Consider the following 26,485-nt stretch of genomic DNA (forward strand, 5'->3'; position numbering starts at 1 on the left):
GGCCTTGTGCCGCGAAAGGGCTGCGTAGCGGCCCCCATGTCTGGGTTTCATACAATAATGCCGGGGCTGCAACGCAGCCCCTTCGCGGCACAAGGCCGCTCCTACAATGACGGCATGAGGCCCGGTTGGTGAGGCCTCCAGCGAAGCGCTATCAGTACTGATAGCGCACCAGTGCCTGCGGCAGCGCATGCAGCGCAAAGAACGACAGCAGCGCCACACATGCCGGCAGCACCAGCCACCACACCCGCTGCGGCAGCGCCGTGAGCGGCTGGCGATACTGCACCAGCGTCAGGCTGAGCGCGCACAGGCAGCACGCCAGCAACGCCCCTGCCAGGATATCGGTCGGCCAGTGCGCCCCCAGGTAAACCCGCGACAGCGCAATGGCCAGCGCCGGAATACAGCCCAGCATCACCCAGGTCAGGCGCATGCGCGGCGGCTGGCTGCGCCCGGCCAGAATCGCCAACACCAGAAAGAACGCAAACGACGCCGAACTGTGCCCGCTGGGCATGCTGTAGCTGGTCAGCGGGTCCGTCAGCACTTCGGGCCGGGCGCGGGCGAACAGCCATTTCAGCGTGCCATTGGACGCCGCCGTGCCCACCAGCGCAGCACCTGCAAACACGGCGTGGCGCCATTGCCGGGTCAGTAGCAACAGGCCGGTCAGCAAACCGCCAAGGAAGAACTGCGTACGGAAATCACCAAGCCGGGTGATCACCACCACGATGCCGTCCAACGCAGCGCTGCGGTGCTCCTGCACCAAGGTCATCACACCCTGGTCGAACTCATGCAGGTAAGGCCAGCCAACGAACAGCGCCGCCACAGCAATCCCGCTGAGCCCGGCGATCAGGCGGGTGCCGTGGCGCTGGTCGCGAATGCTGCTGGTCAGGCTCAGGCCGATCAACACGGCCAAGGTGCCGAATACGATGCCGGCGTCCAGCCAGAAGCCTTCTGGCAGCGGCAGGCGCATGGCCGCGCCGGTTGCCCAGCCCGGCAGCAGATAGGCCACCGACCAGCCAGCACCGGCCAGCAGGCTGACACCGATGAAGCGCGGCACGGGCATGTCCAACATGCCGGCAACCATCGGCAGCATGGGCCGCAACGGGCCGATAAAGCGCCCTACCAGCAGGCTGGCGATGCCGTAGCGCTGGAAGTACGCCTCGGCGCTGCCGACCCACTCCGGGTGACTGCGCAGCAGGGGCAGGCGGCGGATGTTCTGGTGGAAGTACTTGCCGATGCAGAACGACAGCACGTCACCCAGCAGGCCCCCCAGAAACCCCAGCAGCAGGGTTTCGCCGAGGCTGAACGTGCCGCTGCCAGCCAGCACCGCCACGGCAAACAACAGCACCGTGCCGGGCACGATGATGCCGGCAATGGCCAGGCATTCCACGCAGGCCACCACAAAAATTGCAACACCCAGCCACTGCGGGTTGGCGCCCAGCCAGGCGGTCAGGCTGTCGAGCCATTGGCCCATGGTTCAGTTTCCTTGTTCGAGAATGAAGAAATCCTGCCCTTCGACCTGCCCGCGGCGCATAGGGTTTCGCGTGCAGTGGCGGGCGTATTCGGCGTCGACGAAGCGGTACGGCAGATGTTCGTCACGGCCGTGGGGGATGCCCAGGCGTGGGGCCTGGATCACCCTCGGCACGGCAATGCCGCAGTCCTCGACATACAGCCGCTCGGGGTCGAAACGTTGCCCGTCCCAGTGCGGCACCTTCAGGCCCAGCGCCCGGCACAGCAAGGTCTGCCCGGCGCACAGGCGCTCAGGCGGGCGCAGTTGGCCGCGGGCATCGGGGTTGTTCAATTGCATTTGCGCCAAGCTGTTGGCGCCTGACAGCGCATCGACGTAGGGGTAAGCCGACTTGATCAGCACTGCGTTGCCGGGGCCGTGGGCGCTGAAGTTCAGCGAGTCGCCGCCGCGTGCGTAGTACATATAGATGTGCCCGCCATCGAGAAACAGCGCCTTGCGCTTCTCGGTGTAGCCCAAGGATGCGTGGCTGCCTTTGTCGGTGAGGTAATAAGCCTCGGTCTCGATGACCCGCGCGGCCAGCCACAGGTCGCCGTGGCGATGGCGGATGACCTTGCCCAGCAGGGCGCGGGCGAGGGTTTGCGCATCGCGGTCAAAAAAGCGGTCGGGCAGCGCGCGGGCAGGGCTGGGCGTCGGCATACGGGCGGTTCGTGGGGGCGATGGCGCAGATGATAACAATTAATCGCTTAATCGAGGCTGAATGGCCATTTTGTTACCGCCACCCCGCAGCCGCTGATAGGGCAGGGCTGTCAGGGGTTTCCGGCCTGGTCGCTACATATTTCCTAAACATTACTTACGGCCATTTTCTACCATCCGCCACCCGCCGCTGGGCGTACCGAGGCGCGCCAGTTATAATCAGCCGATTTCCCCTTTGCCAAGACACCGAACCCATGACCGAGTCCGTTCTTGACTATATGACCCGCTTGGGTCGCGCCGCCCGTGAGGCCTCGCGAGTGATCGGCCGTGCCAGCACCGCGCAGAAGAATCGCGCCCTGCAGGCCGCCGCAGACGCTCTGGATGCAGCCCGCGACGCGCTCACCGCAGCCAATGAACAGGACTTGGCCAATGGTCGCGCCAATGGCCTGGAGCCGGCGCTGCTCGATCGCCTGGCACTCACCCCGGCCCGCATCGACGGCATGATCACCGGCCTGCGCCAGGTGGCAAGCCTGCCCGACCCGGTCGGCGCCATCCGCGATATGAGCTACCGCCCGTCGGGCATTCAGGTCGGCAAGATGCGGGTACCCTTGGGCGTTATCGGCATCATCTATGAGTCGCGCCCGAACGTGACCATCGATGCCGCCAGCCTGTGCCTGAAATCGGGTAACGCCACCATTCTGCGCGGCGGCTCCGAAGCCATTCACTCCAACCGCGCCATTGCTACCTGCATCCAGCGCGGCCTGGCCGAAGCCGGGCTGCCGCCAGCGGTGGTGCAAGTGGTAGAAACCACCGACCGCGAGGCGGTCGGCGCGTTGATCAGCATGCCTGAGTACGTCGACGTGATCGTGCCCCGTGGCGGGCGCGGCCTGATCGAACGCATCAGCCGCGATGCGCGGGTGCCGGTCATCAAACACCTGGACGGCATCTGCCACGTCTTCGTCGACCAGCACGCCGACCTGGACAAGGCCTGGCGCGTGGCATTCAACGCCAAGACCTACCGCTATGGCATCTGCGGCGCCATGGAGACCCTGCTGGTCGATGCTGCCGTGGCCGAGCGCTTCCTGCCGGAAATGGCCCGCCGCTTCGCCGAAAAAGGCGTCGAGCTGCGCGGCTGCCCGCGCACCCAGGCGATCATCGACGCCAAAGCGGCCACCGAAGACGACTGGCACACCGAGTACCTGGACGCGATCCTGTCGGTTCGCGTGGTCGACGGCCTCGACCAGGCCATCGAGCACATCAACCATTACGGCTCGCACCACACCGATTCGATCATCACCGAACACCAGGGCCAGTCGCGGCGCTTCATCGCCGAAGTCGACTCGGCCTCGGTCATGCTCAATACCCCGACCTGCTTTGCCGATGGCTTCGAGTACGGTCTGGGCGCTGAGATCGGTATTTCCACCGACAAGCTGCACGCCCGTGGCCCGGTCGGCCTCGAAGGCCTGACCTGCGAAAAATACGTAGTGATCGGCGACGGCCAGCTGCGCGGCCAGGAGTCCTGCTGAGTTGAGCAAGGCGGCGGCAGTCCGGCGTATCGGCATTCTTGGCGGAACCTTCGACCCGGTGCATATCGGCCACCTGCGCAGTGCGCTGGAAGTGGCCGAGTTCATGGGCCTGGACGAGCTGCGCCTGCTGCCCAACGCCCGGCCACCGCACCGCGACACCCCGCAGGTGACGCCGCAGGACCGCCTGGCCATGGTGCGCTGCGCCGTGCAGGGCGCCGGCCGGCTGAGCGTCGATGCCCGCGAGCTGTCCCGCGACAAGCCGTCGTATACCATCGACACCCTGGAGTCGGTGCGTGCTGAACTGAACCCTGAAGACCAGCTGTTCCTGCTGCTGGGCTGGGACGCATTTTGCGGCCTGCCCAGCTGGCACCGCTGGGAAGAATTGCTGCAACACTGTCACATCCTGGTGCTGCAACGCCCGGATGCCGACGTAGAACCCCCTGACGAGCTGCGCAATTTGCTGGCAGCCCGTTCGCAGAGCGATCCCACCGCCATGTCCGGCCCGGCGGGGCATATTTCGTTCGTCTGGCAGACCCCGCTTGCGGTGTCTGCCACACAGGTCCGACAGCTGCTGGCCAATGGCAAGTCGGTTCGGTTCCTGGTGCCGGACGCCGTATTGGCTTACATCGAGGCGCACGGTCTGTATCGTGCGCCGAACTGACGGCGCTTGAGGCGCCTCATCCAACGAGTTGAACGAGTTTTATATGAGCAAGAAACTGAACACCGTGCACGGCGAAGAACTGGTCAAACTGGCCATTCAAGCGCTGGAAGACGTCAAGGCCAATGACATTCAGATCATCGATGTGCGTGAAAAGCACAGCCTGACTGACTACATGATCATCGCCACCGGTACCTCCAATCGCCAGATCAACGCGATGCTGGAAAAGGTCCGTGAAGTGGTCAAGGCCCATGGCGCACAGCCGCTGGGCGAAGAAGGCAAGGGCGACAGCGATTGGGTGCTGCTCGACCTGAACGACGTCATCGTGCACATGATGACCGCCGCTGCTCGCCAGTTCTACGACCTCGAGCGTCTGTGGCAGGGCGCCGAGCAGAGCCGGGCCGCCGATGGCAAGCACCACAACCCGGAAAACGCCCACGAGTACTCCGAAAAGCTCAAGGACCGGGAATAAGGAAAGCGCCGTGCGTCTGCGTCTGATCGCGGTCGGCTCGCGCATGCCCAAGTGGGTCGAGGAAGGCTGGCATGAATATGCCAAGCGCCTGCCCTCGGAGCTTGCGCTGGAGCTGGTGGAAATCCCGCTGAACACCCGCGGCAAGAACGCCGATATCGCCCGCCTGATTCGTCAGGAAGGCGAGGCGATGCTGAGCAAGGTGCAGCCCGGCGAGCGCATCGTCACCCTTGAGGTGAACGGCAAGCCGTGGAGCACCGAGCAGCTTGCCGGCGAACTGGACCGCTGGCGCCTGGATGCGCGCACGGTCAACCTGATGGTGGGCGGCCCGGAAGGGCTGGCACCGGAGGTCTGCGCGCGCAGCGAACAGCGCTGGTCGCTGTCGCCGCTGACACTGCCGCACCCGTTGGTACGGATACTCATCGGCGAGCAGATCTACCGCGCCTGGACCGTGTTGTCCGGGCATCCTTACCACAAATGAGCCTGTAAGCCCGCCCGATGCCGCAGCAGATCCCCCTCAAGGACCACGAGAAAGACGCCCGCCTGGTGCGTAACCGCGTCGTCGTGGGCGCCGTGGCGATCATGCTGCTCATCTGCGTGCTGATTGCGCGACTGTATTTCCTCCAGGTCATCCAGTACGACTATCACTCGACGCTGTCGGAAAACAACCGGGTGCATGTGCAACCGATTCCACCGACTCGCGGGCTTATTTTTGACCGAAACGGCGTGATCGTCGCCGATAACCGGCCAAGCTTCAGCCTGGTGATGACCCGCGAACGTGCCGGCAGCCCCGGCAGTTGGGCGCAGGTGCTGGATGTCATCGTCGAGGTGCTGCAACTGACTCCCGACGACCGCGCCCTGTTCGAAAAGCGCATGCGCCAGGGGCGCAGGCCGTTCGAGCCGGTGCCTATCCTGTTCGAACTCACCGAAGAGCAGATCGCCCGTATCGCCGTGAACCAGTTCCGCCTGCCCGGCGTCGAGGTGGCCGCGCAACTGGTGCGGCACTACCCACAGGGCGCGCACTTTGCGCACTCGGTGGGGTATGTCGGGCGCATCAACGAAAAAGAGCTCAAGACCCTCGACCCGGTCAACTACAGCGGCACCCACCATATCGGCAAGACCGGCATCGAACGCTTCTACGAAGACGATCTGCACGGCCAGGTGGGTTACGAAGAGGTCGAGACCAACGCCCGTGGCCGCGTATTGCGCGTGCTCAAGCGCACCGACCCCAAGCCTGGCAAGGACATTGTGCTGAGCCTGGACATCAAACTGCAGGAAGCTGCCGAGCAAGCCCTTGGCGGGCGGCGCGGTGCCATCGTGGCGCTTGATCCGCGTACTGGCGAGGTACTGGCGATGGTCAGCCAGCCAAGCTTCGACCCTAACCTTTTCGTCACCGGCATTGGCTTCAAGGCCTATGCCGAACTGCGCGATTCCATCGACCGGCCGCTGTTCAACCGCGTGCTGCGCGGCCTGTACCCGCCGGGCTCGACCATCAAGCCAGCGGTCGCTATCGCCGGCTTGGACAGCGGCGTGGTCAATGCCAGCAGCCGGGTCTTCGACCCCGGTTACTACCAGCTGCCCAACTACGACCACAAGTACCGCAACTGGAACCGCACCGGTGACGGCTGGGTCGACCTGGACCTGGCGATCATGCGCTCCAACGACACCTACTTCTACGACCTGGCGCACAAGATGGGCATCGATCGCCTGTCGAGCTACATGAACCGCTTTGGCCTCGGGCAAAAAGTGGCGCTGGACATGTTCGAAGAATCCTCAGGCCTGATGCCGACCCGTGAATGGAAACGCGCCACCCGCCGCCAGGCCTGGTTCCCGGGCGAAACGTTGATCCTCGGCATCGGCCAGGGCTACATGCAGACCACGCCGTTGCAGATGGCCCAGGCTACCGCGCTGATCGCCAGCAAAGGCAAGTGGTACCGCCCGCACCTGGCCAAAACCATCGAAGGCCAGCCGCCGGTGGATGAAAACCCCATTGCTGACATCGTGCTGCGTGACCCGTCCGACTGGAACAAAGTCACCCACGGCATGGAGCAGGTGATGCACAACGCCCGCGGTACCGCTCGGGCGGCGGCAACCGGTGCGCAGTACCGCATCGCCGGCAAGAGTGGTACCGCGCAGGTGGTGGCGATCAAGCAGGGTGAAAAGTACGACCGCAACAAGGTCCAGGAACGCCACCGCGACCACGCCTTGTTCGTCGGCTTCGCCCCCGCCGAAGCGCCACGCATCGTGATTTCGGTAATGATCGAGAACGGCGAGGCGGGCGGCCGTGTTGCTGCCCCGGTGATGCGTCAGGTCATGGATGCCTGGCTGCTCGATGAGAACGGCCTGCTCAAGCCCGAGCCCGGTCCTGCCACAGTCGCTCAGGAAACGGCCCCGTGATAAACAACTTTGATCGTATGCTCTCAAGCGAAGACGTGATGCGCAGGCGGGCAAGCTTCCTGCAGCGCATCCACGTCGACGGCCCCTTGCTGCTGATTTTGCTGACGTTGGCAGCCGGCAGCCTGTTCGTGCTGTATTCGGCCAGCGGCAAGAACTGGGACCTGCTGATGAAACAGGCCAGCTCGTTCGGTATTGGCCTGGTGTCGATGTTCATCATCGCCCAGCTCGAACCGCGCTTCATGGCGCGCTGGGTGCCACTGGCGTACCTGACCGGCGTGCTGCTGCTGGTGGTGGTCGACGTGATGGGCCACAACGCCATGGGCGCCACACGCTGGATCAACATCCCCGGGGTGATCCGCTTTCAGCCCTCGGAATTCATGAAGATCATCATGCCGGCGACCATCGCCTGGTACCTGTCCAAGCGCACCTTGCCGCCGCACCTCAAGCACGTGGCGATCAGCCTGGTGCTGATTGGCGTGCCGTTCATCCTGATCGTGCGCCAACCCGACCTGGGTACCGCGCTGCTGATTCTGGCCTCCGGCGCCTTCGTGCTGTTCATGGGTGGCTTGCGCTGGCGCTGGATCATCAGCGTGATCGCCGCGGCAGTGCCGGTGGCGGTGGCGATGTGGTTCTTCGTCATGCATGACTACCAGAAGCAGCGCGTGCTGACCTTCCTCGACCCCGAGAGCGACCCGCTTGGCACCGGCTGGAACATCATCCAGTCGAAGGCGGCCATCGGTTCGGGCGGCGTGCTGGGCAAGGGCTGGCTGCTGGGCACCCAGTCGCACCTGGACTTTCTGCCGGAAAGCCACACCGACTTCATCATCGCCGTGCTGGGCGAGGAGTTCGGGCTGGTGGGTATCTGCCTGCTGCTGATCATCTACCTGCTGCTGATTGGCCGTGGCCTGATGATCACCGCCCAGGCGCAAACCTTGTTCGGCAAGCTGCTGGCGGGCAGCCTGACGATGACCTTCTTTGTTTATGTATTCGTCAATATCGGTATGGTCAGCGGCCTCTTGCCTGTAGTGGGCGTGCCGTTGCCCTTCATCAGCTATGGCGGAACTTCGTTGGTGACGCTGCTGTCAGCGTTTGGCGTTCTGATGTCGATCCACACGCACCGCAAGTGGATCGCGCAAGTTTGAAAAAGGTGAAGAATTCAATGCAAGCAGTGCGTGGCTGGGCTGCCCGACTGGCGCCGTGGATCGGCGCGTTGGGGTTGTTTGGCGCTGTCCAGCAGGCCCAGGCCGGTGACTACGATGGCTCTCCCCAAGTGGCCGAGTTCGTCGGTGAGATGACCCGCGACTACGGCTTTGCCGGCGAGCAACTGATGGCGGTTTTCCGCGAGGTGCAGCGCAAGCAGGCGATCCTCGATGCGATTTCGCGCCCGGCCGAACGGGTCAAGCCGTGGAAGGAATACCGGCCAATGTTCATCACCGATGCGCGCATCGCCCGTGGTGTGGACTTCTGGCGCCAGCATGAGGCCGTGCTGGCCCGTGCCGCGCAGGAATACGGCGTGCCGGCCCAGTACATTGTCGCGATCATCGGCGTCGAGACGTTCTTTGGCCGCAATACCGGCAATTACCGGGTGATCGACGCCTTGTCGACCCTGGGCTTCGATTACCCGCCGCGCGCCGAGTTCTTCCGCAAGGAGCTGCGCGAATTCCTGCTGCTGGCCCGTGAAGAGCAGCTCGACCCGCTGACCCTCAAGGGCTCGTACGCCGGTGCCATGGGCCTGCCACAGTTCATGCCCAGCAGTTTCCGCAACTATGCGGTGGACTTCGATGGCGACGGCCATATCAACATCTGGACCAACCCGGACGATGCCATCGGCAGCGTTGCCAGTTATTTCAAACGCCACGGCTGGGTTGCCGGCGAAGCAGTGGTCAGCCGCGCCACCGTGCGCGGCGAGCGCGCCGATGAAGGCCTGACCACCGGCATCGAGCCGGTCAAGACCGTAGCCCAGTTGCAGGCGCTGGGGTGGTCGAGTCATGATGCGCTGCGCGATGATCTGCCGGTGACCGCCTTCCGCCTGGAAGGTGAAAACGGCCCGGAATACTGGATGGGCCTGAAGAACTTCTACGCGATCACTCGCTACAACCGCAGCGTGATGTATGCCATGGCGGTGCATCAGCTTGCTGAACAGCTGGTCCAAGCACGGGGCGTCAAGTAATGCGCGCAATGATTTCTGCCAATACCTTCAAGCTGCTGACCTGCGTGACCGTCGGCATGTTGCTGGTCAGTTGTTCCTCCAGCCGCCCGACCTCGCAGAGCAGTGGCAGCGGCAACACCGTGCGCGCCCAGCCAGGCCTGGACATCAACCGGGCGCACAAGGACGGCGCGCCATGGTGGGACGTCGACGTCAACAAGATCCCTGACGCCACCCCGACCGTGCATACCGGTAACTACAAGGCCAACCCGTACACGGTGCTGGGCAAGACCTATTACCCGATGCAGGACTCGCGCAACTACCGCGCCGAGGGCACCGCGTCGTGGTACGGCACCAAGTTCCATGGCCAGAACACCGCCAACGGCGAGCTGTACGACCTGTATGGCATGAGCGCGGCGCACAAGACGCTGCCGCTGCCGGCCTATGTGCGGGTGACCAACCTTGCCAACGGGCGTAGCGTGGTGCTGCGGGTCAATGACCGTGGGCCGTTTTATTCCGACCGCATCATCGACCTTTCCTACGCTGCCGCGAAGAAGCTCGGCTATGCCGAAACCGGCACCGCCCATGTGCGTGTCGAGGGTATCGACCCGCAGCAGTGGTGGGCCGAGCGTGGCCAGAAGCCGCCGCTGGTGCTCAAGGAACCGCAGGTTGCCCAGGCCCAGCCGCTGCCGGCCAGCACTGGCCGCGTCGAGCAATGGACGCCGCCTGCGCAGCAGCATGCGGCGCCGGTGGTGCCGGTGCAGGTCGGTGGCAACAACGTACCGTCCAGCGCCGGCGGCAGCATTCTGCAGGTCGGCGCGTTCGCCAACCCGGATGCCGCCGAACTGCTGCGCTCCAAACTGAGCACCATGGTCAGTGCGCCGGTGTTCATCAGCTCGATCGTGCGCAACCAGCAAACCCTGCACCGTGTGCGCCTCGGCCCGATCAGCAGCCAGGGCGAGATCCAGCAGGCGCAGGACAGCATTCGCCTGGCCAACCTGGGCCAGGCCAAAGTTGTAACTGACTGACAGCAGCGGCAAGCGTGAAGCTGCAGGCGGCAAGAAGAAGCCGGGCTGCGAAGCTGCTCTATCTTGTAGCTTGCCGCTCAAGGCTTGCCGCTGCTTTCAGTCGGTTTGTTCATGAATTGCCGGGCCTTGGCATGTACAATGCCCGTTTTTGCCCAGAGCGGCATTACGCCGCAGCGACGTGGGCCAGGCCTCAGGCCATAAAACCAGACTGACGGGGCGCCGGGCACACGATGTGGCCCGCGGAACATCAGACCATTAGCGATTTACGAGAGACGGATGAACATCACCAACCTTGCCAAACGACTTTGCCTGCCCGTTCTTCTGCTGATCACCCCTGCTGCGTTCGCAGCGGAGCAGATGATGCCGGCTCCTCCACAACTGGCTGCCAAGTCCTACGTGCTGATGGACGCGTCCAGCGGCAACGTGCTGGTCGAGAACAACGGTGACGAGCGTCTGCCACCTGCCAGCCTGACCAAGCTGATGACCGCCTACATCGCCACCCTGGACATCCGTCGTGGCCAGATCGGCGAGAACGACCCGGTTACCGTCAGCGAAAACGCCTGGCGTACCGGCGGCTCGCGCATGTTCATCAAAGTGGGCAGCCAGGTCACCGTCAGCGACCTGCTGCACGGCATCATCATCCAGTCGGGCAACGATGCCTCGGTCGCCCTGTCCGAGCACATCGCAGGCTCCGAAGACGCCTTCGCCGACATGATGAACAAGACTGCCGCCGACCTTGGCATGAGCAACAGTCACTTCATGAACCCCACTGGCCTGCCTAACCCGGAGCACTACTCTTCGGCCCACGACATGGCCCTGCTGGCCCGCGCGATCATCAACGAAGACCCCGCGCACTACGCCATCTATTCGCAGAAAGAGTTCTTCTGGAACAACATCAAGCAGCCTAACCGCAACCTGTTGCTGTGGCGCGACAAGACCGTCGATGGTCTGAAAACCGGCCACACCGAAGAGGCCGGCTTCTGCATGGTCGCTTCGGCCGTGCGTGACGGCCAGCGCCTGATCGCTGTAGTCTTCGGCACCAACAGCGAGCAGGCCCGCGCCGCCGAGACGCAAAAGCTGCTGACCTACGGCTTCCGCTTCTTCGAAACCCAGACCTTCTACCAGAAGGGCACCGAGCTGACCCAGTCGCCGGTGTGGAAGGGCGCCACCTCGCAAGTCAAGGCGGGCCTGGCCAACGACCTGACCATGACCTTGCCTAAAGGCCAGCTGAAGCGCCTGCAAGCTTCGATGACCATGAACCCACAACTGACCGCGCCAATCGCCAAAGGTGACGTGATCGGTAAAGTGGAAGTCAAACTGGACGAGAAAGTGGTCCACAGCGCCGACCTGATCGCCCTCGATGGCGTCGAGGAAGGTGGTTTCTTGCGCCGTATGTGGGATAGCATCCGTCTGTTCTTCTACGGGTTGTTCAACTGATACGTGACCTGCAGGCCCCCGCGCACCATGCGGGGGCATTGTTGTTGCCACGGCTTACGAGGCCGTTTCCGCCATGAGCGAAGCTGACGTCAAGTCGCACAAGATCGAATTCCCCTGCGCCGACTACCCGATCAAGGTGATCGGCGATACGGTGGTGGGTTTTCGCGACACCGTGATCGAAATCCTCAAGAAGTACGCTGAGGTCGACCTGACGACCCTGGCCGAACGCCAAAGCAAGGAAGGCAAGTACACCACGGTGCAACTGCATATCGTTGCCACCGGTGAAGACCAGCTGCACGACATCAACAGCGCCCTGCGCGCCACCGGCATCGTGAAAATGGTGCTGTGATGAGCGCTTGTCTCGGTATTCGCGACCTTGGCCTGCAGCCCTATGAACCGGTGCTGGAGGCCATGCGTCGCTTTACCGGGCAGCGGGGGCCGGATACCCAGGATGAAGTCTGGCTGGTCGAACACCCGGCCGTTTTCACTCAGGGCCAGGCCGGCAAGGCCGAGCACCTGCTGGTGCCCGGCGATATCCCGGTGGTGCAGACCGACCGCGGCGGCCAGGTGACCTACCACGGCCCCGGCCAGTTGGTGGCCTACCTGCTGCTGGATGTGCGCCGCCTGGGTGTGGGGGTGCGCGAGCTGGTCAGCCGCATCGAGCAGACGCTGGTCGAGCTGCTGGCAAGCTATGGTGTAGAGGCGGCGGCCAAGCCCGACGCCCCCGGTGTCTATGTCGATGGAGCGAAAATCGCCTCCCTTGGCCTGCGCATCCGCAATGGCCGTTCGTTTCACGGCCTTGCCCTGAACGTGGACATGGACCTTGCGCCATTCCGCCGAATCAACCCCTGTGGGTATGCGGGGCTGGCAATGACCCAGCTGCGCGACCTGGCAGGCCCGATCGAACTCGACGAGGTCAGGACGAGGCTGCGCGAACAGCTGGTCAGGCACCTCGACTATGCTGAGCAGACGACCCTGACGGGCGGAATCGACTGATTATGACAACTGTGCAAGAAGCCGTGCCGAACCTGATCCCCGCGCAAGACGTGACCCCGCGTGTGGCGCCAAAAAAAGTCGAAGCCGGCGTGAAGCTGCGCGGCGCCGATAAAGTCGCGCGCATTCCGGTAAAGATCATCCCCACCGACGAACTGCCGAAAAAACCTGACTGGATTCGCGTGCGCATTCCGGTTTCGCCGGAAGTCGACCGCATCAAGCAGCTGCTGCGCAAGCACAAGCTGCACAGCGTCTGTGAAGAGGCGTCCTGCCCGAACCTGGGTGAGTGCTTCTCCGGTGGCACCGCCACCTTCATGATCATGGGCGACATCTGCACCCGTCGCTGCCCATTCTGCGACGTCGGCCATGGCCGGCCCAAAGCGCTGGACGCGGACGAGCCGAAAAACCTCGCCGTGGCCATTGCCGACCTGCGCCTGAAGTACGTGGTGATCACCTCGGTGGACCGCGACGACCTGCGTGACGGCGGTGCCCAGCACTTTGCCGACTGCATCCGTGAAATCCGTGCCCTGTCGCCGGGCGTGCAGCTCGAGACCTTGGTGCCGGACTACCGCGGGCGCATGGACGTGGCACTGGCCATTACCGCGCAAGAGCCGCCAGATGTGTTCAACCACAACCTCGAAACCGTGCCGCGCCTGTACAAGGCTGCGCGCCCGGGCTCGGACTACGACTGGTCGCTGGACCTGCTGCAGAAGTTCAAGCAGATGGTCCCGCACGTACCGACCAAGTCCGGCCTGATGCTGGGCCTTGGCGAGACCGACGAAGAGGTCATCGAGGTGATGCACCGCATGCGTGAGCACGATATCGACATGCTCACCCTTGGCCAGTACTTGCAGCCGTCGCGTAGCCACTTGCCAGTGCAGCGCTTCGTGCACCCAGACACCTTCGCCTGGTTCGCCGAGGAAGGTTACAAGATGGGCTTCAAGAACGTCGCCTCGGGGCCGTTGGTGCGTTCTTCGTACCATGCCGACCAGCAGGCTCACGAAGCCAAGATCAAGCTCTGATACGGGCTTGAGTGGCACATGCCGATGCGCGCCGTGAGGTGGCATCGGCATTTTTGTTTGTGGGGCATCGTTTCCCCGTCGGCAGTTCTGATGGGGTTGCGCAGACTGTCACGCCCCAACGTGCAAGGAGTTACCTGATGAACGATGTGCCGACCACTGAGTCGATGTTGCCCAAGGCGTTGCCGGCCGACGCCTGTTTCGCCATCATCGCCCCGGCGGGCCCAGCCCGGCTGGATGTGGCCAAGGCGCGGCAGTGGTTCGAACAGCGCGGTTACCGCTGCCGGATCTATCCGGGTGTGGGCCAGGCCCAGGGCTATTTGGCCGGCAGCGACCCACAGCGCCTTGAGGACCTGCATGACGCCTTCAGCGACTCGGATATCGACGCCATCCTGTGCCTGCGCGGCGGCTACGGCAGCATGCGCCTGCTGGACCGGCTCGACTTCGAACTGATCCGCCAGCACCCCAAGCCGCTGGTGGGCTATAGCGACATTACCGCCCTGCACACGGCCATCAACCGGCAAACCGGGCTGATCACCTTCCATGGCGGCATGCTCAATGCCGACTTGCTGGGCGCCAAGCAGGAACCGACCGTCCAATCGCTGTTTGAACAATTGCGTGGGCAGCTTGCGGCGGGCGATAGCATTGGCCACCCTGCGGCCTGGCCGTTGACCACTGTGCTACCTGGCGTGGCCAGCGGGCGCCTGGTCGGTGGCAACCTGTCATTGCTGGGCGCAACGCTGGGTACGCCCGCCGAAATCGATACCCAAGATGTGATCCTGTTCATCGAGGACGTCAACGAGCCGCTGTACCGCATCGACCGCCTGCTGACCCACCTGCGCCTGGCCGGCAAGCTGGCGGGGGTGAAGGGGGTTCTGGTGGGGGACTTTGCCGGCGTGACGGTGGCAGCCCTGACGCCGCTGTTGCTGGACATCTTCGCGCCGCTTGGCGTGCCGGTGCTGGCAGGCTGGCGCAGCGGCCATTGCGACCCGAATGTGTGCCTGCCCTTGGGGGCGCAGGTTCGGTTGGATAGCAGCGCGCAACATCTGAGCCTGTTGCAGGCTTTGTTCCAGGAATAAAGCGATCGCGGGGCAAGCCCACTCCCACAAATGCTGCGCCAGCAGGTGTTAGAGATGTCTGACTGATCTCCTGTGGGAGCTGGCGCCAGCCTGCGATGAGGCCGGCGCAGGCGGCACACCCGGCGCGGCTTGCCCCGCGATGCGACCTGGCCGCCTCAGCGGCGCAGGCTGTCCAGCAGCTTGTGGGTAGGGTAGCCATCGGCCGGCCAGCCTTGGGCCTGCTGGGCATTGCGGATGGCCTTGCGGGTATTGGCGCCGATGATGCCGTCCGGGTTGCCCGCCTCATGCCCGCTGGCATTGAGCAGCGTCTGCAACTCGATACGCTCGCTGCGGCTCAGCGGCAGGTCGTCTTTGGGCCAGCTACCAGCGATGAAACCCCAGTTGGAGAAACGGTCGCCCAGCAGGCTGACCGCCAACGCGTACGACGACGAATTGTTGTACTTGAGGATTGCACGGAAGTTGTCCAGCACCAGGAACGCCGGGCCGCGTGCACCCGCGGGCAGCAGCAGGGCGGCAGACAGGTTGTTGCTACCGGCCGGCAGTTGCGTTCCGCTCGGCAGCTTCACACCCAGTTGCAGCCATTGGTCGACGGTCTTGCGCTGGCTGCCATCGGCCAGCCACCAATCGAACCCGCTCGGTACCTGCACCTCGAAACCCCAGGGTTGGCCGGCCTTCCAGCCAGAGCTTTGCAGGTAGTGCGCGGTCGAGGCCAGGGCGTCCGCCGTGCTGCTCCAGATATCGCGGCGACCATCGCCGTCAAAGTCTACGGCGTGGGTCAGATAGGTGGTGGGGATGAACTGGGTCTGCCCCATGGCGCCGGCCCAGGAGCCGCGCATGGCATCAGGCTGGATATCACCGTTTTGCAGAATCTGCAGGGCGGCGATCAGCTGGTCCTGAGCGAACTGCGGGCGGCGGCCTTCGTACGCCAGGGTGGCCAGCGAGCGAATCACCGACTTGTTGCCCTGGAACTGGCCGAAATTGCTTTCCATGCCCCACACCGACACCAGCACCTGGCGGTCGACGCCATAGCGCTGCTCTATGCGGCTCAACAGCTCGGCATTCTGTTCCAGCAGTTTTTTACCATTACGCACACGCAGCGGCGACAGCGCGCCGTCGAGGTATTCCCACACGGGGCGGGCGAATTCGGGTTGGCTGCGGTCGGCCTTGATCACGTCCATGTCTGGCGTGACGCCGAGGAATGCACGGTCGAAGAGGCTCGGGTTGATGCCGGCTTGCAGGGCTTGCTGACGAAAGCCCGCCTGCCATTGGGCGAAGGTTTGCAGTGGCTGGATTTCGCTGCTGACGTCGGCAGTGGTGCCGGGCAGGGTGACAACCGGAGCGGGCTGGGCAGGTGCCAGCGGCAGAGCATCGGCGGCGGTAGGTTTTTCCGCACAGGCGACAAGAAGAATGAAGCTTGCGGCCGCGATCAGTTGGCGGGGCTGCCGGCGAAGCGTGAGACTAGAGGGCATGCACAAATCCAGAATTGCAGGTCAGGTAGCGACCATATCATGCCTGCGCAATTCATGCCTTTCATGCCGCCAGAAAGGAAGAAGCCTCCCAATCTCTCGATTGGAAGGCTTCGCGGCGGTAGCTGCCTTTGCCTTTTTCTGCCCGTTCCTGGCGGCAACGGAACAGCGGTTGGGCGACGATGGATTTGGCCTTGTTGGGGCCGTGCTTGCGCGGCTTCTTGCTCATGGCATGTTCCCGATGGGGGTGGGTTTCGGGGCGCACTTTAGGCCGCAGCGGGCGGCTCGGCCAATTGATTGTATATATGGCGGCTGCTATTGCGCCGGCAGGTTCAGGCGCTGCCCGGCCATCAACAGTGCCAGGCGGGACAGGCTGGTCCATGGCGAACCCACCGCCTGGCCCTTGATCTGCGCATCGATGTGCTGGGCATCCTGCAGCAGCATCGCCCAGCGCTGCGCCGACAGGCGCTGCAGCGCCTTGCTTACCAACGGCCGGCGTTTATCCCACACCGGTGGCCTGGCTTGGCTGAAGGCCTTGTCCAGCGGCACGCCCTGGCTGAACTGCTGCGCAAGCCCCGCGAGCAGGCGTAGTTCGCGGGCCAGCGCCCAGAGGATTACCGGCGGCTCGACACCTTCGCCGCGCAACCCTTCGAGCATGCGCAAGGCGTGCCCTGCTTCGCCGTTGAGAATCGCATCGACCAGGCCGAAGACATCGAAGCGTGCGCTGTCGGCCACCGCTGCCTGCACCGTCTCGACGGTAATCGAGTTACCTTCGGCCAGCAGCTTGAGCTTTTCGATCTCTTGCGCTGCCGCCAGCAAGTTACCCTCGACACGCGTTGCGATCAGGTCGACGGCATCGCGCTGCGCCGAAAGCCCGGCCTGGGCCAGGCGCTGGTTGATCCACTGCGGCAATTGGTGGGCATCCACCGGCCAGATCTGGATGAACTGGCAGTTGCCGCCCTCGACCAGCGCCTTGCCCCATTTGGTTTTCTGCGCGCTGCCGTCCAGCTTGGGCAGGCTGATCAGCAGCAGCGTGTCCTCGGCCGGCTTGGCACAGTACTCGATCAGCGCTGCCGCACCCTTGTCGCCCGGTTTGCCGGACGGCAGGCGCAGCTCCAGCAGGCGCCGCTGGGCGAACAACGACAGGCTGGCACCGGCCATGAGCAAGGTGCCCCAGTCGAAGTTGGCGTCGGCACTGAACACCTGGCGCTCGTCGAAGCCCTGCTGGCGGGCGGCTGCGCGAATGGCATCGGCAGCTTCCTGGCACAGCAGCGGGTCATCGCCACTGACGATATAGACCGGCGCCAGCGAGCCTTGCAGGTGCTTGTTGAGTTGGGCGGGGGATAGTTTCATAAGGCAGGCGGGGCACCCTGGGTGCCCCGCTCAGGCTCACTGCGCAGGCATCTGCATCGGCGACTGTTGCGGCGTCTCGTCCTGGATGCGCTGGGCTTCCTGTTCGGCACGGGCTTCGGCCTTGGCACGTTCGTCAGCCTTGCGCTGCAGTTCGTCCAGGTGTTCCGGGGTGATCTGCTGCAAGCGAACCATCAGGCGTTGAACCAGTTCGCGGCGTGCTTCGCGGCGGATCTGTTCGCTTTCCTGGCTGCCGGCGGTGACGTTGTTGCCGTCACGCACGAAATAGCGGCGGACTTCGACTTTGTCCCCCATCAGCAGGGCGTCGTTGCGGCCCTTGATGACGTAGTCCACGGTGGTGGTCAGCTCGTATTCGGCCGAGCGGGAAGCGCGGGTGGAACTGACCGCGCGGTCTTCATCCTGCTCGTTGGTCAGTACCAGTTTGTACGGCGCACCCTTGTGCACGTTAACGCCGCTGTTTTCGAGCGTGCGGCGCAGCTGGGTCACGACTTCGCCGTAGGCGTTGCGCGCGCTGAGGTCCAGCTCGGTGATGGTAATTTCGTTGCCGCCAGTACCGCGCAGCTGGAACCCGCAGGCGCTGAGCAGCACGGCCAGGCCGATTACCAGCAGATTGCGTTTGATCATGTTGTAGCTCCCTCGTGGGCCAGATACGCCCGCCCTGTATTGGGGGCGGGCGCTGCCATCAATTGGCGACGATGTTGACCAGTTTGCCCGGCACCACGATGACCTTGCGGATGGTCAGGCCGTCGGTGAAACGCAGGACATTTTCGTTGTTGCGGGCCGCAGCCTCGATTTCTTCGCGGCTGGCGGCGGCTGGCATTTCTACCTGGCCACGCAGCTTGCCGTTGACCTGCACCACCAGGGGGACGGTGTCCTGCACCAGCGCGCTTTCGTCGACGCTCGGCCAGCCGGCGTCGATGACCGCCTGCTCGTGGCCAAGGTGCTGCCACAGCGAGTGGGAGATGTGCGGGGTGATCGGCGCCAGCAGCAGGGTGACCGCTTCCAGGCCTTCCTGCAGCAATGCGCGGTCCTGGGCAGTGGCTTGCGGGGCTTTTTCCAGCACGTTCATAACGGTCATCACCTGGGCGATGGCGGTGTTGAACTTGTGGTACTGGCCCACGTCGGTGCTGGCCTGTTTGATGGCAGCGTGGATGGCACGGCGGATGACCTTTTGCTCATCGTTCAGCGCGGCGGTGTCCAGCTTGCCCGGCAGGCCTTGGGCCACGTGGGCCTGGGCCAGGCGCCAGACGCGACGCAGGAAGCGGCTGGCACCTTCGACGCCGGAGTCGGACCATTCCAGGCTCATGTCAGGCGGCGAGGCGAACATCATGAACAAGCGGCAGGTGTCGGCGCCGTAGGCTTCGATCATCGATTGCGGGTCGACGCCGTTGTTCTTCGACTTGGACATCTTCTCGGTGCCGCCGATTTCGACCGGCAGGCCGTCGGTCTTCAGGCGTGCGCCGATGATCTTGGCCTTGCTGTCGCGCTCGATTTCGACGTCGGCCGGGTTGAACCAGTCCTTGCCGCCGTTGCTGGCAACACGGTAGTAGGTTTCGGCAACGACCATGCCCTGGGTCAGCAGGTTCTTGAACGGCTCGTTGGAGGTGACCAGGCCTTCGTCGCGCATCAGCTTGTGGAAGAAGCGGGCGTAAAGCAGGTGCAGGATGGCGTGTTCGATGCCACCGATGTACTGATCGACCGGCAGCCAGTGGTTGGCCGCTTTCGGGTCGACCATGCCACCTTCGTAGTTTGGCGAGGCGTAACGGGCGAAGTACCAGGACGACTCGACGAAGGTGTCCATGGTGTCGGTTTCGCGCTTGGCCGCGGTGCCGCATTTCGGGCACGTGCACTCGTAGAACTCAGGCATGCGCGCCAGTGGCGAGCCGGCGCCGTCCGGGACGACGTTTTCGGGCAGGGTGACCGGCAGTTGGTCTTCCGGCACCGGCACGTCACCGCAGGCTGGGCAGTGGATGATCGGGATCGGGCAGCCCCAGTAGCGCTGGCGGCTGATGCCCCAGTCGCGCAGGCGGAACTGGGTGCGCGACTTGCCAAGTTCCTTGCGGATCAGCGCGGCTTCGATGGCGTCGAAGGCGCCGGCGAAGTCCAGGCCGTCGAATTCGCCGGAGTTGATCAGTTGGCCGTGCTCGCCGTAGGCGGCCTGCCATTCGGTGCCGACTTCGTCACCGGCACTGGTGCGCACCACGGCCTTGACGGGCAGCTGGTACTTCTGGGCGAACTCGAAGTCGCGCTCGTCATGGGCAGGAACGGCCATGACCGCGCCATCGCCGTAGTGCATCAGCACGTAGTTGGCGACCCACACCGGCAGTTTTTCGCCGGTGAGCGGGTGCTCGACGAACAGGGAAGTGGGCATGCCCTTCTTCTCCTGGGTGGCCATGTCGGCCTCGGCGACGCTGCCGCCTTTGCATTCGTCGATGAACGCCTGCAGCGCGGCATTGCCCTGGGCCGCCTGGGTGGCCAGCGGGTGCTCAGCAGCGACCGCCACGTAGGTGGCGCCCATCAGGGTGTCGGGGCGGGTGGTGAAGACTTTCAGTGCGCCTTGGTGGCCAATGCTTGCGACATCGTAAGGGAACGCCACTTCCATGCCGCGCGACTTGCCGATCCAGTTGCGCTGCATGGTCTTGACCTGCTCAGGCCAGCCGGTCAGCTCGTCGAGGCTTTCCAGCAGCTCGTCGGCATAGTCGGTGATGCGGAAGTAGTACATCGGGATTTCGCGTTTTTCGATCAGCGCGCCCGAACGCCAGCCGCGGCCATCGATGACCTGCTCGTTGGCGAGGACGGTCTGGTCGGCCGGGTCCCAGTTCACGGTACCGTTTTTACGGTAGATGACGCCTTTTTCGAACAGGCGGGTGAACAGCCACTGTTCCCAGCGGTAGTAGTCCGGCTTGCAGGTGGTGACTTCACGCGCCCAGTCGATGGCCAGGCCCAGGCTTTGCAGCTGGGTCTTCATGTAGTCGATGTTTTCGTACGTCCACTTGGCCGGTGCGACGTTGTTTTTCATGGCGGCGTTCTCTGCCGGCATGCCAAAGGCGTCCCAGCCCATCGGCTGCAGGACGTTCTTGCCCAGCATGCGCTGGTAGCGGGCAATCACATCGCCAATGGTGTAGTTGCGCACGTGCCCCATGTGTAGCTTGCCGCTCGGGTACGGGAACATCGACAGGCAGTAGTAGGTGTCCTTGCCTGGCTGTTCGGTAACAGCGAACGACTGTTGCTCGTCCCAGAAGGTCTGGGCGGCGGCTTCGATATCACGGGGCGTGTATTGTTCGTGCATGGCTACTTTAATTTACTGAGAGAGGAAAGACCCTGTTCACAGGCCGCGAAAGCTCGCAACGACCGGCACTGCGGTGTCGATAGAGTGAACGCCGTAGCATACATGAGCGCCGCGTATCGTGGGAAACCCTGATTGCATCGCCCGCCGCGTGGGCCGTTGGTCGCAGCGACCGGCTGCTTTCGCAGGCACCGCTAAGCTGATTTGTGGGGGGAGATATTCTGACCTTCAATGAGGTGAACGGATGGGAGATTCGCAACTAACCGCTATCAAACCGGAGCTGTATGAACGCCTGATCGACCGTCTTGGGCTGGCACTTGAAACGGCCAGAACCTCGGTACGATTACGCGACGAGATGCCTGCAGAGCTCGAATTGAGTGGGCTTAGCCACGCCGAGTTCGAGGTGATCAAGGCCTACCTGGAATCCCTCCCGGAAGGCCGCGATGCCAGCGCCGCTACCCGCGCGCAACCGGCTTCGGCCAGCATCATCTGGCTGAAGGATCGCAAGCGCAGCGATGCGCACGCCAAGCCCAGGACGCGAATGTCGCGTTAGTCGTTCAGGCAGGCCTGCGCAGTCATCGCGCAGGTTCATCATTACCCTGCACTGTCCGGCGCCGGTAGCCTCTTGAGGCCCGGCGCCGATACTTTTAGGCTGCATGCCTTCCATGGAGGTGTGTAATGCCGATTCGCTTTTTCATCAAACAATGGCTGATGCCACCGGGCCTGCTGCTGCTCCTGCTCCTCGCTGCGTGGTGGCTGCGCCTGCGCCACCCGCGCCTGGCGCTGGGCTGCTTTTGCCTGGGCGCCGGGGGCTTGCTGTTGATGAGCCTGCCGCTGGTGGTCGAACAGGCGGCGCGGCGCCTTGAAACCGAGGCTGCGCTGGCACCGTCCAGTTGGGCGAACCTGGCGAAACAGGCCGACGCCATCATCGTGCTGGGGGCAGGGCGCGAGCGTGGCGACCCGGCATGGGGCGGTAGTGACCAGCCTAGCTACATGGCGTTGGAGCGCATGCGGTATGCCGCGGCACTGGCCAAAGCCTCAGGCGTGCCGGTGCTGACCAGCGGCGGGCTGCACTACGGCACACCGCCTAGCGAGGCGCAATTGATGGCCGAACGCTTGCAAGCGGACTTTGGCGTCAGTGTGGCCTGGAAGGAAGAAACTAGCCGCACCACCTGGGAGAACGCCGAATACACCGCCAAGGTGCTGCAACCCCTGGGCATCCGCCGAGTGATCGTGGTCACCCAGGCCTGGCACATGCAGCGCGCACGCTGGAGCTTCGAGCAGAACGGTTTCGAGGTGGTGCCGGCGCCGGTGGGCTTCCTGGGGCGCGAGCATGCGCGGCCATTCGCCGGGCTGCTGCCGGAAAGCCGCGCAGTGTGGCAAAACGGGCAGTTGCTCAATGAGGCGGTGGGGTTGCTGGGGTATCGCTTGTTCTACTGACAACGGCGCTTTGCAGGCATTGCCTGCAAAGAGCCAATAGCGGTGCGGTCAAACGGTCTTGGCGATCCGCCCGGCCAGCAGCGCCCAGCCCAACAGCAGCCCACAGACGATTGCCAGTGGCCACGAACGCCATTGCAGGTAAGGCGTCAGCTGTTGCATGGGTACGACTTCGCCGTACAGCACGGCGCGTTCGAACTGCGGAATCTGCGTGGTGATGCGGCCAAACGGGTCGATCAGCGCAGTCACGCCATTGTTGGTGGCGCGGATCATCCAGCGGCCCGCTTCGAGCGCTCGCATTTGTGCCATTTGCAGGTGCTGCAGCGGCCCGATCGAGGTGCCGAACCAGGTGTCGTTGCTGATCGTCAGCAGCAGGTCGCTGCGTGCCGCAAGGCCTGCGGCGAACTCGGGGTAGACCACTTCGTAGCAAATGTACGGCGCGATTTGATAGCCCTTGGCCTGCAGCAGTGGCTGGTCGTCCGGGCCACGGGCGAAGTCCGACATCGGCAGGTTGAAGAACTCGATGGCGCCGCGCAGCATGTCCTGCAATGGCACGTATTCACCGAATGGCACCAGCTTTTGCTTGAGGTAGGTGCCGTCGCCTTCACCGGTAACCGTCACCCCATTGAAGTAGCGGCGCTGCTGATGGACCACCTGGCGCACCGGCACCCCGGTAATCAGCGCGGTATGCCGCTCGGCGGCAAATGCGCCCATCATGTCGAGGTAACCCTGGGCCTGGTCCTTGAGCACCGGCACCGCCGTTTCTGGCCACACCAGCAGGTCAACCGGCTTTGAGCTGAAACTCATGTCGCGGTACAACGCCAGTTGCGCATTGACGTGGGCCGGGTCCCATTTCAGGTCCTGTTCGACGTTGCCTTGCAGTGCGGCCACTTTCAGCGGCTCGCCGGCAGGTTGGGTCCAGGCATGGCCCTTCAAGGCCATGCCGATCACCCAAGGCGCCACCAACAGCACAGCGCCAACCGCCAGGAACGACGGCCGCGCACGCAGGCGCGGCAGGTTGCACAGCAACGCGGCGCTCATGGCCAGGGCGAACGACACCAGCCACACCCCGCCGACCGGCGCCAGCCCCGCCAACGGCCCGTCGAGCTGGCTGTAGCCGGCATAAAGCCAAGGGAACCCGGTGAGGAACCAGCCGCGGAACGCCTCTTGCAGCAGCCACAGCGCGGCAAAGCTCAAGGCATCGGCCAGTGGCGCTTCATCGCGGCGCAGCCAGCGCGCCCATAGCCAGGCGGGCAGGGCGAAGAACAACGCCAGCAAGGCGAAGAAACCCAGCAGCAGCAGGATCGCCAGCAACGGCGAGGCGCCGCCGTAGGTGTTCATGCTGACGTAGATCCACCAAGTGCCGGCGCCATACAGGCCAAAGCCGAAGCTCCAGCCACGGGCCAGTGCCTGGCGTGGGCTCAGTTGGCGCAGGCCAAGGTAGAACAGGGCAATCGACAGCAGCGCCAGTGGCCAGATGTCGAATGGCGCCAGGGCCAGCAGGGTGGAAGCGCCGGCCGCCATGGCCAGCAGGTTACCGGGCCAGCCGGGGCGGGTGATCCAGCGCATGTTGGTCCTTAGCGGGTAATCGGGGTCAGGCGCAGCAAGTGGATGCGGCGGCTGTCGGCATTGAGGATGCGGAACTTGTAGGCGCCGATCTCGGTGGTTTCGTTGCGCTTGGGCAGGTGCCCGAACGCGCTCATGACCAGGCCGCCGACCGTGTCGAACTCATCGTCGGAGAACTCGCTGTCGAAGAACTCGTTGAAGTTCTCGATCGGGGTCAGTGCCTTGACCAGGAAGTCACCGCTGGGCAGCGGCTTGATGTAGCTGTCTTCCTCGACGTCGTGTTCGTCTTCGATGTCGCCGACGATCTGTTCGAGCACGTCCTCGATGGTCACCAGGCCCGCCACACCGCCGTATTCGTCGATGACCACGGCCATGTGGTTGTGGTTGGCGCGGAACTCGCGCAGCAGCACATTCAGGCGCTTGGACTCGGGCACGAAGGTGGCCGGGCGCAGCAGGTCCTTGATGTTGAAGCTGTCGCCGTTCTCTTTGAGGATCAGCGGCAGCAGGTCCTTGGCGAGCAGGATGCCGAGCACATCGTCATGGCTTTCGCCGATCACCGGGTAGCGCGAGTGCGCCGCATCGATGATTGCCGGCAGGAATTCGCGCGGCGTCTGGCTGGCCTTGATGCTGATCATCTGCGAGCGCGGCACCATGATGTCGCGCACCTGCAGGTCAGCGACCTGGATGGCGCCTTCGACGATGGTCAGCGCTTCGCTGTCGAGCAGCTTGTTCTGATGGGCTTCGCGCAGCAGCTCAAGCAGCTCCTGGCGGTTTTTCGGCTCATGGGCAAAAGCCTGGGTCAGTTTGCCCAGCCAGGACTTTTGCCCGTTGCTCGATCGGTCTTCGCTCATGGCGGTTACTCGTGTTCCTTGCAGTGTCAGTGTGTGATTGAGTCGGTTTCGTCGCAGGCGTAGGGGTCGGGGTGACCCAGTTCAGCCAGCAATTCTCGTTCCAGCGCTTCCATTTCTTCGGCTTCGTCATCGTCGATATGATCGTAGCCGAGCAGGTGCAGGCAGCCGTGGATAACCAGGTGCGCCCAGTGCGCCTCAAGCGCCTTGCCTTGTTCGGCAGCCTCGCGCTCGACCACGGCCACGCAGATGACCAGGTCGCCCAGCAACGGGATGTCGAGCAGGTCGTCGGGCACATCGGCCGGGAAGGACAGTACGTTGGTGGCGTAGTCCTTGTGCCGGTAGGTGTGGTTCAGCTCGCGGGCTTCGGCTTCGTCGACCAGGCGAATGGTCATTTCCGAGTCGGCGCTGCGCTGGCGCAGGGCCAGTTCGCACCAGCGGCGGAAGGCAGCATCGTCGGGCGCAGCGGCGTCGGTTGCGCGTTGCAGGTCAAGTTCAAGCATCTTTGTTGCTGCCCTCGGGGCCGGCCTGACGGCTTTCGAAGCGCTCGTAGGCCTCGACGATGCGTTGCACCAACGGGTGGCGCACCACGTCCTTGGGCTGGAAATGGGTGAAGCTGATGCCTGGCACGTCGCGCAGCACCTCGATGACATGCGCCAGCCCCGACTTGGTGCCGCGCGGCAGGTCGACCTGGGTGATGTCGCCGGTGATCACGGCGGTGGAGCCGAAACCGATGCGGGTGAGGAACATCTTCATCTGCTCAAGCGTGGTGTTCTGACTTTCGTCGAGAATGATGAAGCTGTTATTAAGCGTGCGCCCGCGCATGTAGGCCAGCGGGGCGATTTCGATGACTTGGCGCTCGATCAGCTTGGCCACGTGCTCGAAGCCGAGCATCTCGTACAGGGCGTCGTAGAGCGGGCGCAGGTACGGGTCGATTTTCTGGGCCAGGTCGCCGGGCAGGAAGCCGAGCTTTTCGCCGGCCTCGACCGCCGGGCGTACCAGCAGGATGCGGCGCACCTGCTCGCGCTCCAGCGCATCTACCGCGCAGGCCACGGCCAGGTAAGTCTTGCCGGTACCGGCCGGGCCCACACCGAAGTTGATGTCGTTGGCGAGGATTTCTTTCACGTAGCGCTGTTGGTTGGCCCCACGCGGGCGGATGGCGCCCTTGCGTGTGCGCAGCGATACGCTGACCTCGTTGACTGCTGGGTTGTCGAGGGTTTCGACCGTCGATTCCTGCAGGTAGAGATGGACGGTTTCCGGCGACAGGTCAGTGGCCTTGGCCTCGCGGTAGAGGCGGCGCAGCAGCTGTTCGGCAGCGGCAGTGGTCCGGGGTTCGCCAATCAGTTCGAACTGATTGCCGCGGTTGCGGATCTCGATGGCCAGGCGTTGCTCGATCAGGCGCAAGTGCTCGTCGAACTGGCCGCACAAGTTGGCGAAACGATGGGCCTCGAACGGTTCGAGGATGAAGCGATGGGGTTGTATGGGTGCGTTCAAGGTGGTTTTTTAGCCGCTCGTCGGCAATGAATGTGGACCAAGAATAACCCTTGCTGGGCAGTGGCGAAAGCACTGAAACGATCAAGGGTATGCAGCGCCTGTCCGGGCCC

General features: G+C 63.9%; 26 protein-coding genes. 15 read left to right on the plus strand and 11 right to left on the minus strand.

The genetic code is table 11. The features are described from left to right. Positions 1 to 151 precede the first annotated feature (151 nt). Complete coding sequence (locus tag HU719_RS15140; RefSeq protein WP_186534740.1) at positions 152 to 1,468, minus strand: bifunctional DedA family/phosphatase PAP2 family protein; 1,317 nt, start codon at positions 1,466 to 1,468, stop codon at positions 152 to 154. A 3-nt stretch (positions 1,469 to 1,471) separates the two neighbouring features. Then, positions 1,472 to 2,158, minus strand: a complete 687-nt coding sequence (locus tag HU719_RS15145) for a DNA-3-methyladenine glycosylase (RefSeq protein ID WP_186534741.1) — start codon at positions 2,156 to 2,158, stop codon at positions 1,472 to 1,474. 251 nt (positions 2,159 to 2,409) lie between these two features. Between HU719_RS15145 and HU719_RS15150 the strand changes: the two genes are divergently transcribed. From HU719_RS15150 to HU719_RS15210, 13 genes are all read left to right on the plus strand, one after another. After that, a complete protein-coding gene (locus HU719_RS15150) occupies positions 2,410 to 3,681 on the plus strand; it encodes a glutamate-5-semialdehyde dehydrogenase (RefSeq protein WP_186534742.1) in 1,272 nt (423 codons plus the stop codon). Position 3,682: 1 nt separating this feature from the next. After that, on the plus strand, positions 3,683 to 4,342 hold the full coding sequence (nadD, locus tag HU719_RS15155) for a nicotinate-nucleotide adenylyltransferase (RefSeq protein ID WP_186534743.1): 660 nt from the start codon (positions 3,683 to 3,685) through the stop codon (positions 4,340 to 4,342). A 43-nt stretch (positions 4,343 to 4,385) separates the two neighbouring features. After that, on the plus strand, positions 4,386 to 4,811 hold the full coding sequence (rsfS, locus tag HU719_RS15160) for a ribosome silencing factor (RefSeq protein ID WP_186534744.1): 426 nt from the start codon (positions 4,386 to 4,388) through the stop codon (positions 4,809 to 4,811). 10 nt (positions 4,812 to 4,821) lie between these two features. Continuing rightward, positions 4,822 to 5,289 (plus strand): 23S rRNA (pseudouridine(1915)-N(3))-methyltransferase RlmH, encoded by a 468-nt coding sequence (rlmH, locus tag HU719_RS15165; RefSeq protein WP_186519133.1) that lies wholly within the window; start codon positions 4,822 to 4,824, stop codon positions 5,287 to 5,289. A gap of 17 nt (positions 5,290 to 5,306) precedes the next feature. After that, a complete protein-coding gene (mrdA, locus tag HU719_RS15170) occupies positions 5,307 to 7,205 on the plus strand; it encodes a penicillin-binding protein 2 (protein ID WP_186519135.1) in 1,899 nt (632 codons plus the stop codon). A gap of 38 nt (positions 7,206 to 7,243) precedes the next feature. After that, the gene (gene rodA / locus HU719_RS15175; RefSeq protein WP_186519222.1) at positions 7,244 to 8,347 is read left to right on the plus strand and encodes a rod shape-determining protein RodA; all 1,104 of its coding nucleotides are present in this window, start codon (positions 7,244 to 7,246) and stop codon (positions 8,345 to 8,347) included. A 17-nt stretch (positions 8,348 to 8,364) separates the two neighbouring features. Then, positions 8,365 to 9,375: a lytic murein transglycosylase B gene (gene mltB, locus HU719_RS15180; protein WP_186534745.1), complete on the plus strand. Its 1,011-nt coding sequence runs from the start codon at positions 8,365 to 8,367 to the stop codon at positions 9,373 to 9,375. Further along, positions 9,375 to 10,379: a septal ring lytic transglycosylase RlpA family protein gene (locus HU719_RS15185; RefSeq protein ID WP_186519139.1), complete on the plus strand. Its 1,005-nt coding sequence runs from the start codon at positions 9,375 to 9,377 to the stop codon at positions 10,377 to 10,379. Before mltB ends, HU719_RS15185 begins: the two co-directional genes overlap by 1 nt. A 276-nt stretch (positions 10,380 to 10,655) precedes the next feature. Beyond that, positions 10,656 to 11,816 (plus strand): D-alanyl-D-alanine carboxypeptidase family protein, encoded by a 1,161-nt coding sequence (locus HU719_RS15190; protein ID WP_186519141.1) that lies wholly within the window; start codon positions 10,656 to 10,658, stop codon positions 11,814 to 11,816. A 73-nt stretch (positions 11,817 to 11,889) separates the two neighbouring features. Next, positions 11,890 to 12,165, plus strand: coding sequence for a DUF493 domain-containing protein (locus tag HU719_RS15195; RefSeq protein WP_186519143.1), 276 nt, complete (start codon positions 11,890 to 11,892; stop codon positions 12,163 to 12,165). After that, positions 12,165 to 12,812: a lipoyl(octanoyl) transferase LipB gene (gene lipB, locus HU719_RS15200; RefSeq protein WP_186534746.1), complete on the plus strand. Its 648-nt coding sequence runs from the start codon at positions 12,165 to 12,167 to the stop codon at positions 12,810 to 12,812. The genes HU719_RS15195 and lipB overlap by 1 nt, the downstream gene beginning before the upstream one ends. A gap of 2 nt (positions 12,813 to 12,814) precedes the next feature. Next, entirely contained in the window at positions 12,815 to 13,831 is a 1,017-nt protein-coding gene (gene lipA, locus HU719_RS15205) for a lipoyl synthase (protein WP_225917238.1), read from the plus strand. 137 nt (positions 13,832 to 13,968) lie between these two features. Continuing rightward, complete coding sequence (locus tag HU719_RS15210) at positions 13,969 to 14,907, plus strand: S66 peptidase family protein (RefSeq protein ID WP_186534747.1); 939 nt, start codon at positions 13,969 to 13,971, stop codon at positions 14,905 to 14,907. A gap of 155 nt (positions 14,908 to 15,062) precedes the next feature. Here HU719_RS15210 and HU719_RS15215 read toward each other — a convergent pair whose 3' ends face one another. From HU719_RS15215 to leuS, 5 genes are all read right to left on the minus strand, one after another. Beyond that, positions 15,063 to 16,376, minus strand: a complete 1,314-nt coding sequence (locus HU719_RS15215; protein ID WP_186519150.1) for a lytic murein transglycosylase — start codon at positions 16,374 to 16,376, stop codon at positions 15,063 to 15,065. Positions 16,377 to 16,437: 61 nt separating this feature from the next. Beyond that, positions 16,438 to 16,602, minus strand: coding sequence for an alternative ribosome rescue factor ArfA (arfA, locus tag HU719_RS15220; RefSeq protein ID WP_186519152.1), 165 nt, complete (start codon positions 16,600 to 16,602; stop codon positions 16,438 to 16,440). Between the two features lie 86 nt (positions 16,603 to 16,688). Beyond that, positions 16,689 to 17,726 carry a DNA polymerase III subunit delta gene (gene holA / locus HU719_RS15225; RefSeq protein WP_186534748.1) on the minus strand — a complete coding sequence of 346 codons (1,038 nt, stop codon included), beginning with the start codon at positions 17,724 to 17,726 and terminating at the stop codon, positions 16,689 to 16,691. A 36-nt stretch (positions 17,727 to 17,762) separates the two neighbouring features. After that, positions 17,763 to 18,368 carry an LPS-assembly lipoprotein LptE gene (locus tag HU719_RS15230; protein ID WP_186519156.1) on the minus strand — a complete coding sequence of 202 codons (606 nt, stop codon included), beginning with the start codon at positions 18,366 to 18,368 and terminating at the stop codon, positions 17,763 to 17,765. A 58-nt stretch (positions 18,369 to 18,426) separates the two neighbouring features. Continuing rightward, on the minus strand, positions 18,427 to 21,033 hold the full coding sequence (gene leuS / locus HU719_RS15235) for a leucine--tRNA ligase (RefSeq protein WP_186534749.1): 2,607 nt from the start codon (positions 21,031 to 21,033) through the stop codon (positions 18,427 to 18,429). A gap of 241 nt (positions 21,034 to 21,274) precedes the next feature. On the opposite strand from leuS, the gene HU719_RS15240 reads away from it, so the two are divergent. Both HU719_RS15240 and HU719_RS15245 read left to right on the plus strand, forming a co-directional pair. Beyond that, a complete protein-coding gene (locus HU719_RS15240; protein ID WP_186534750.1) occupies positions 21,275 to 21,583 on the plus strand; it encodes a hypothetical protein in 309 nt (102 codons plus the stop codon). Between the two features lie 125 nt (positions 21,584 to 21,708). Further along, positions 21,709 to 22,470, plus strand: a complete 762-nt coding sequence (locus tag HU719_RS15245; RefSeq protein ID WP_186534751.1) for a YdcF family protein — start codon at positions 21,709 to 21,711, stop codon at positions 22,468 to 22,470. A gap of 48 nt (positions 22,471 to 22,518) precedes the next feature. On the opposite strand, the gene lnt is transcribed toward HU719_RS15245, so the two are convergent. Genes lnt through HU719_RS15265 form a run of 4 tightly spaced genes read right to left on the minus strand, consistent with a single transcriptional unit; the run spans position 22,519 to position 26,375 of the window. After that, positions 22,519 to 24,036 carry an apolipoprotein N-acyltransferase gene (gene lnt / locus HU719_RS15250; protein WP_186534752.1) on the minus strand — a complete coding sequence of 506 codons (1,518 nt, stop codon included), beginning with the start codon at positions 24,034 to 24,036 and terminating at the stop codon, positions 22,519 to 22,521. Positions 24,037 to 24,044: 8 nt separating this feature from the next. After that, positions 24,045 to 24,884, minus strand: coding sequence for a CorC family transporter (locus HU719_RS15255; RefSeq protein ID WP_186519166.1), 840 nt, complete (start codon positions 24,882 to 24,884; stop codon positions 24,045 to 24,047). Between the two features lie 26 nt (positions 24,885 to 24,910). After that, entirely contained in the window at positions 24,911 to 25,384 is a 474-nt protein-coding gene (gene ybeY / locus HU719_RS15260; protein WP_186519168.1) for an rRNA maturation RNase YbeY, read from the minus strand. Then, the gene (locus HU719_RS15265; protein ID WP_186519170.1) at positions 25,377 to 26,375 is read right to left on the minus strand and encodes a PhoH family protein; all 999 of its coding nucleotides are present in this window, start codon (positions 26,373 to 26,375) and stop codon (positions 25,377 to 25,379) included. The genes ybeY and HU719_RS15265 overlap by 8 nt, the downstream gene beginning before the upstream one ends. Positions 26,376 to 26,485 lie beyond the last annotated feature (110 nt).

This window comes from Pseudomonas farsensis (assembly GCF_014268805.2).
Classification (GTDB): Bacteria; Pseudomonadota; Gammaproteobacteria; order Pseudomonadales; family Pseudomonadaceae; genus Aquipseudomonas; species Aquipseudomonas farsensis.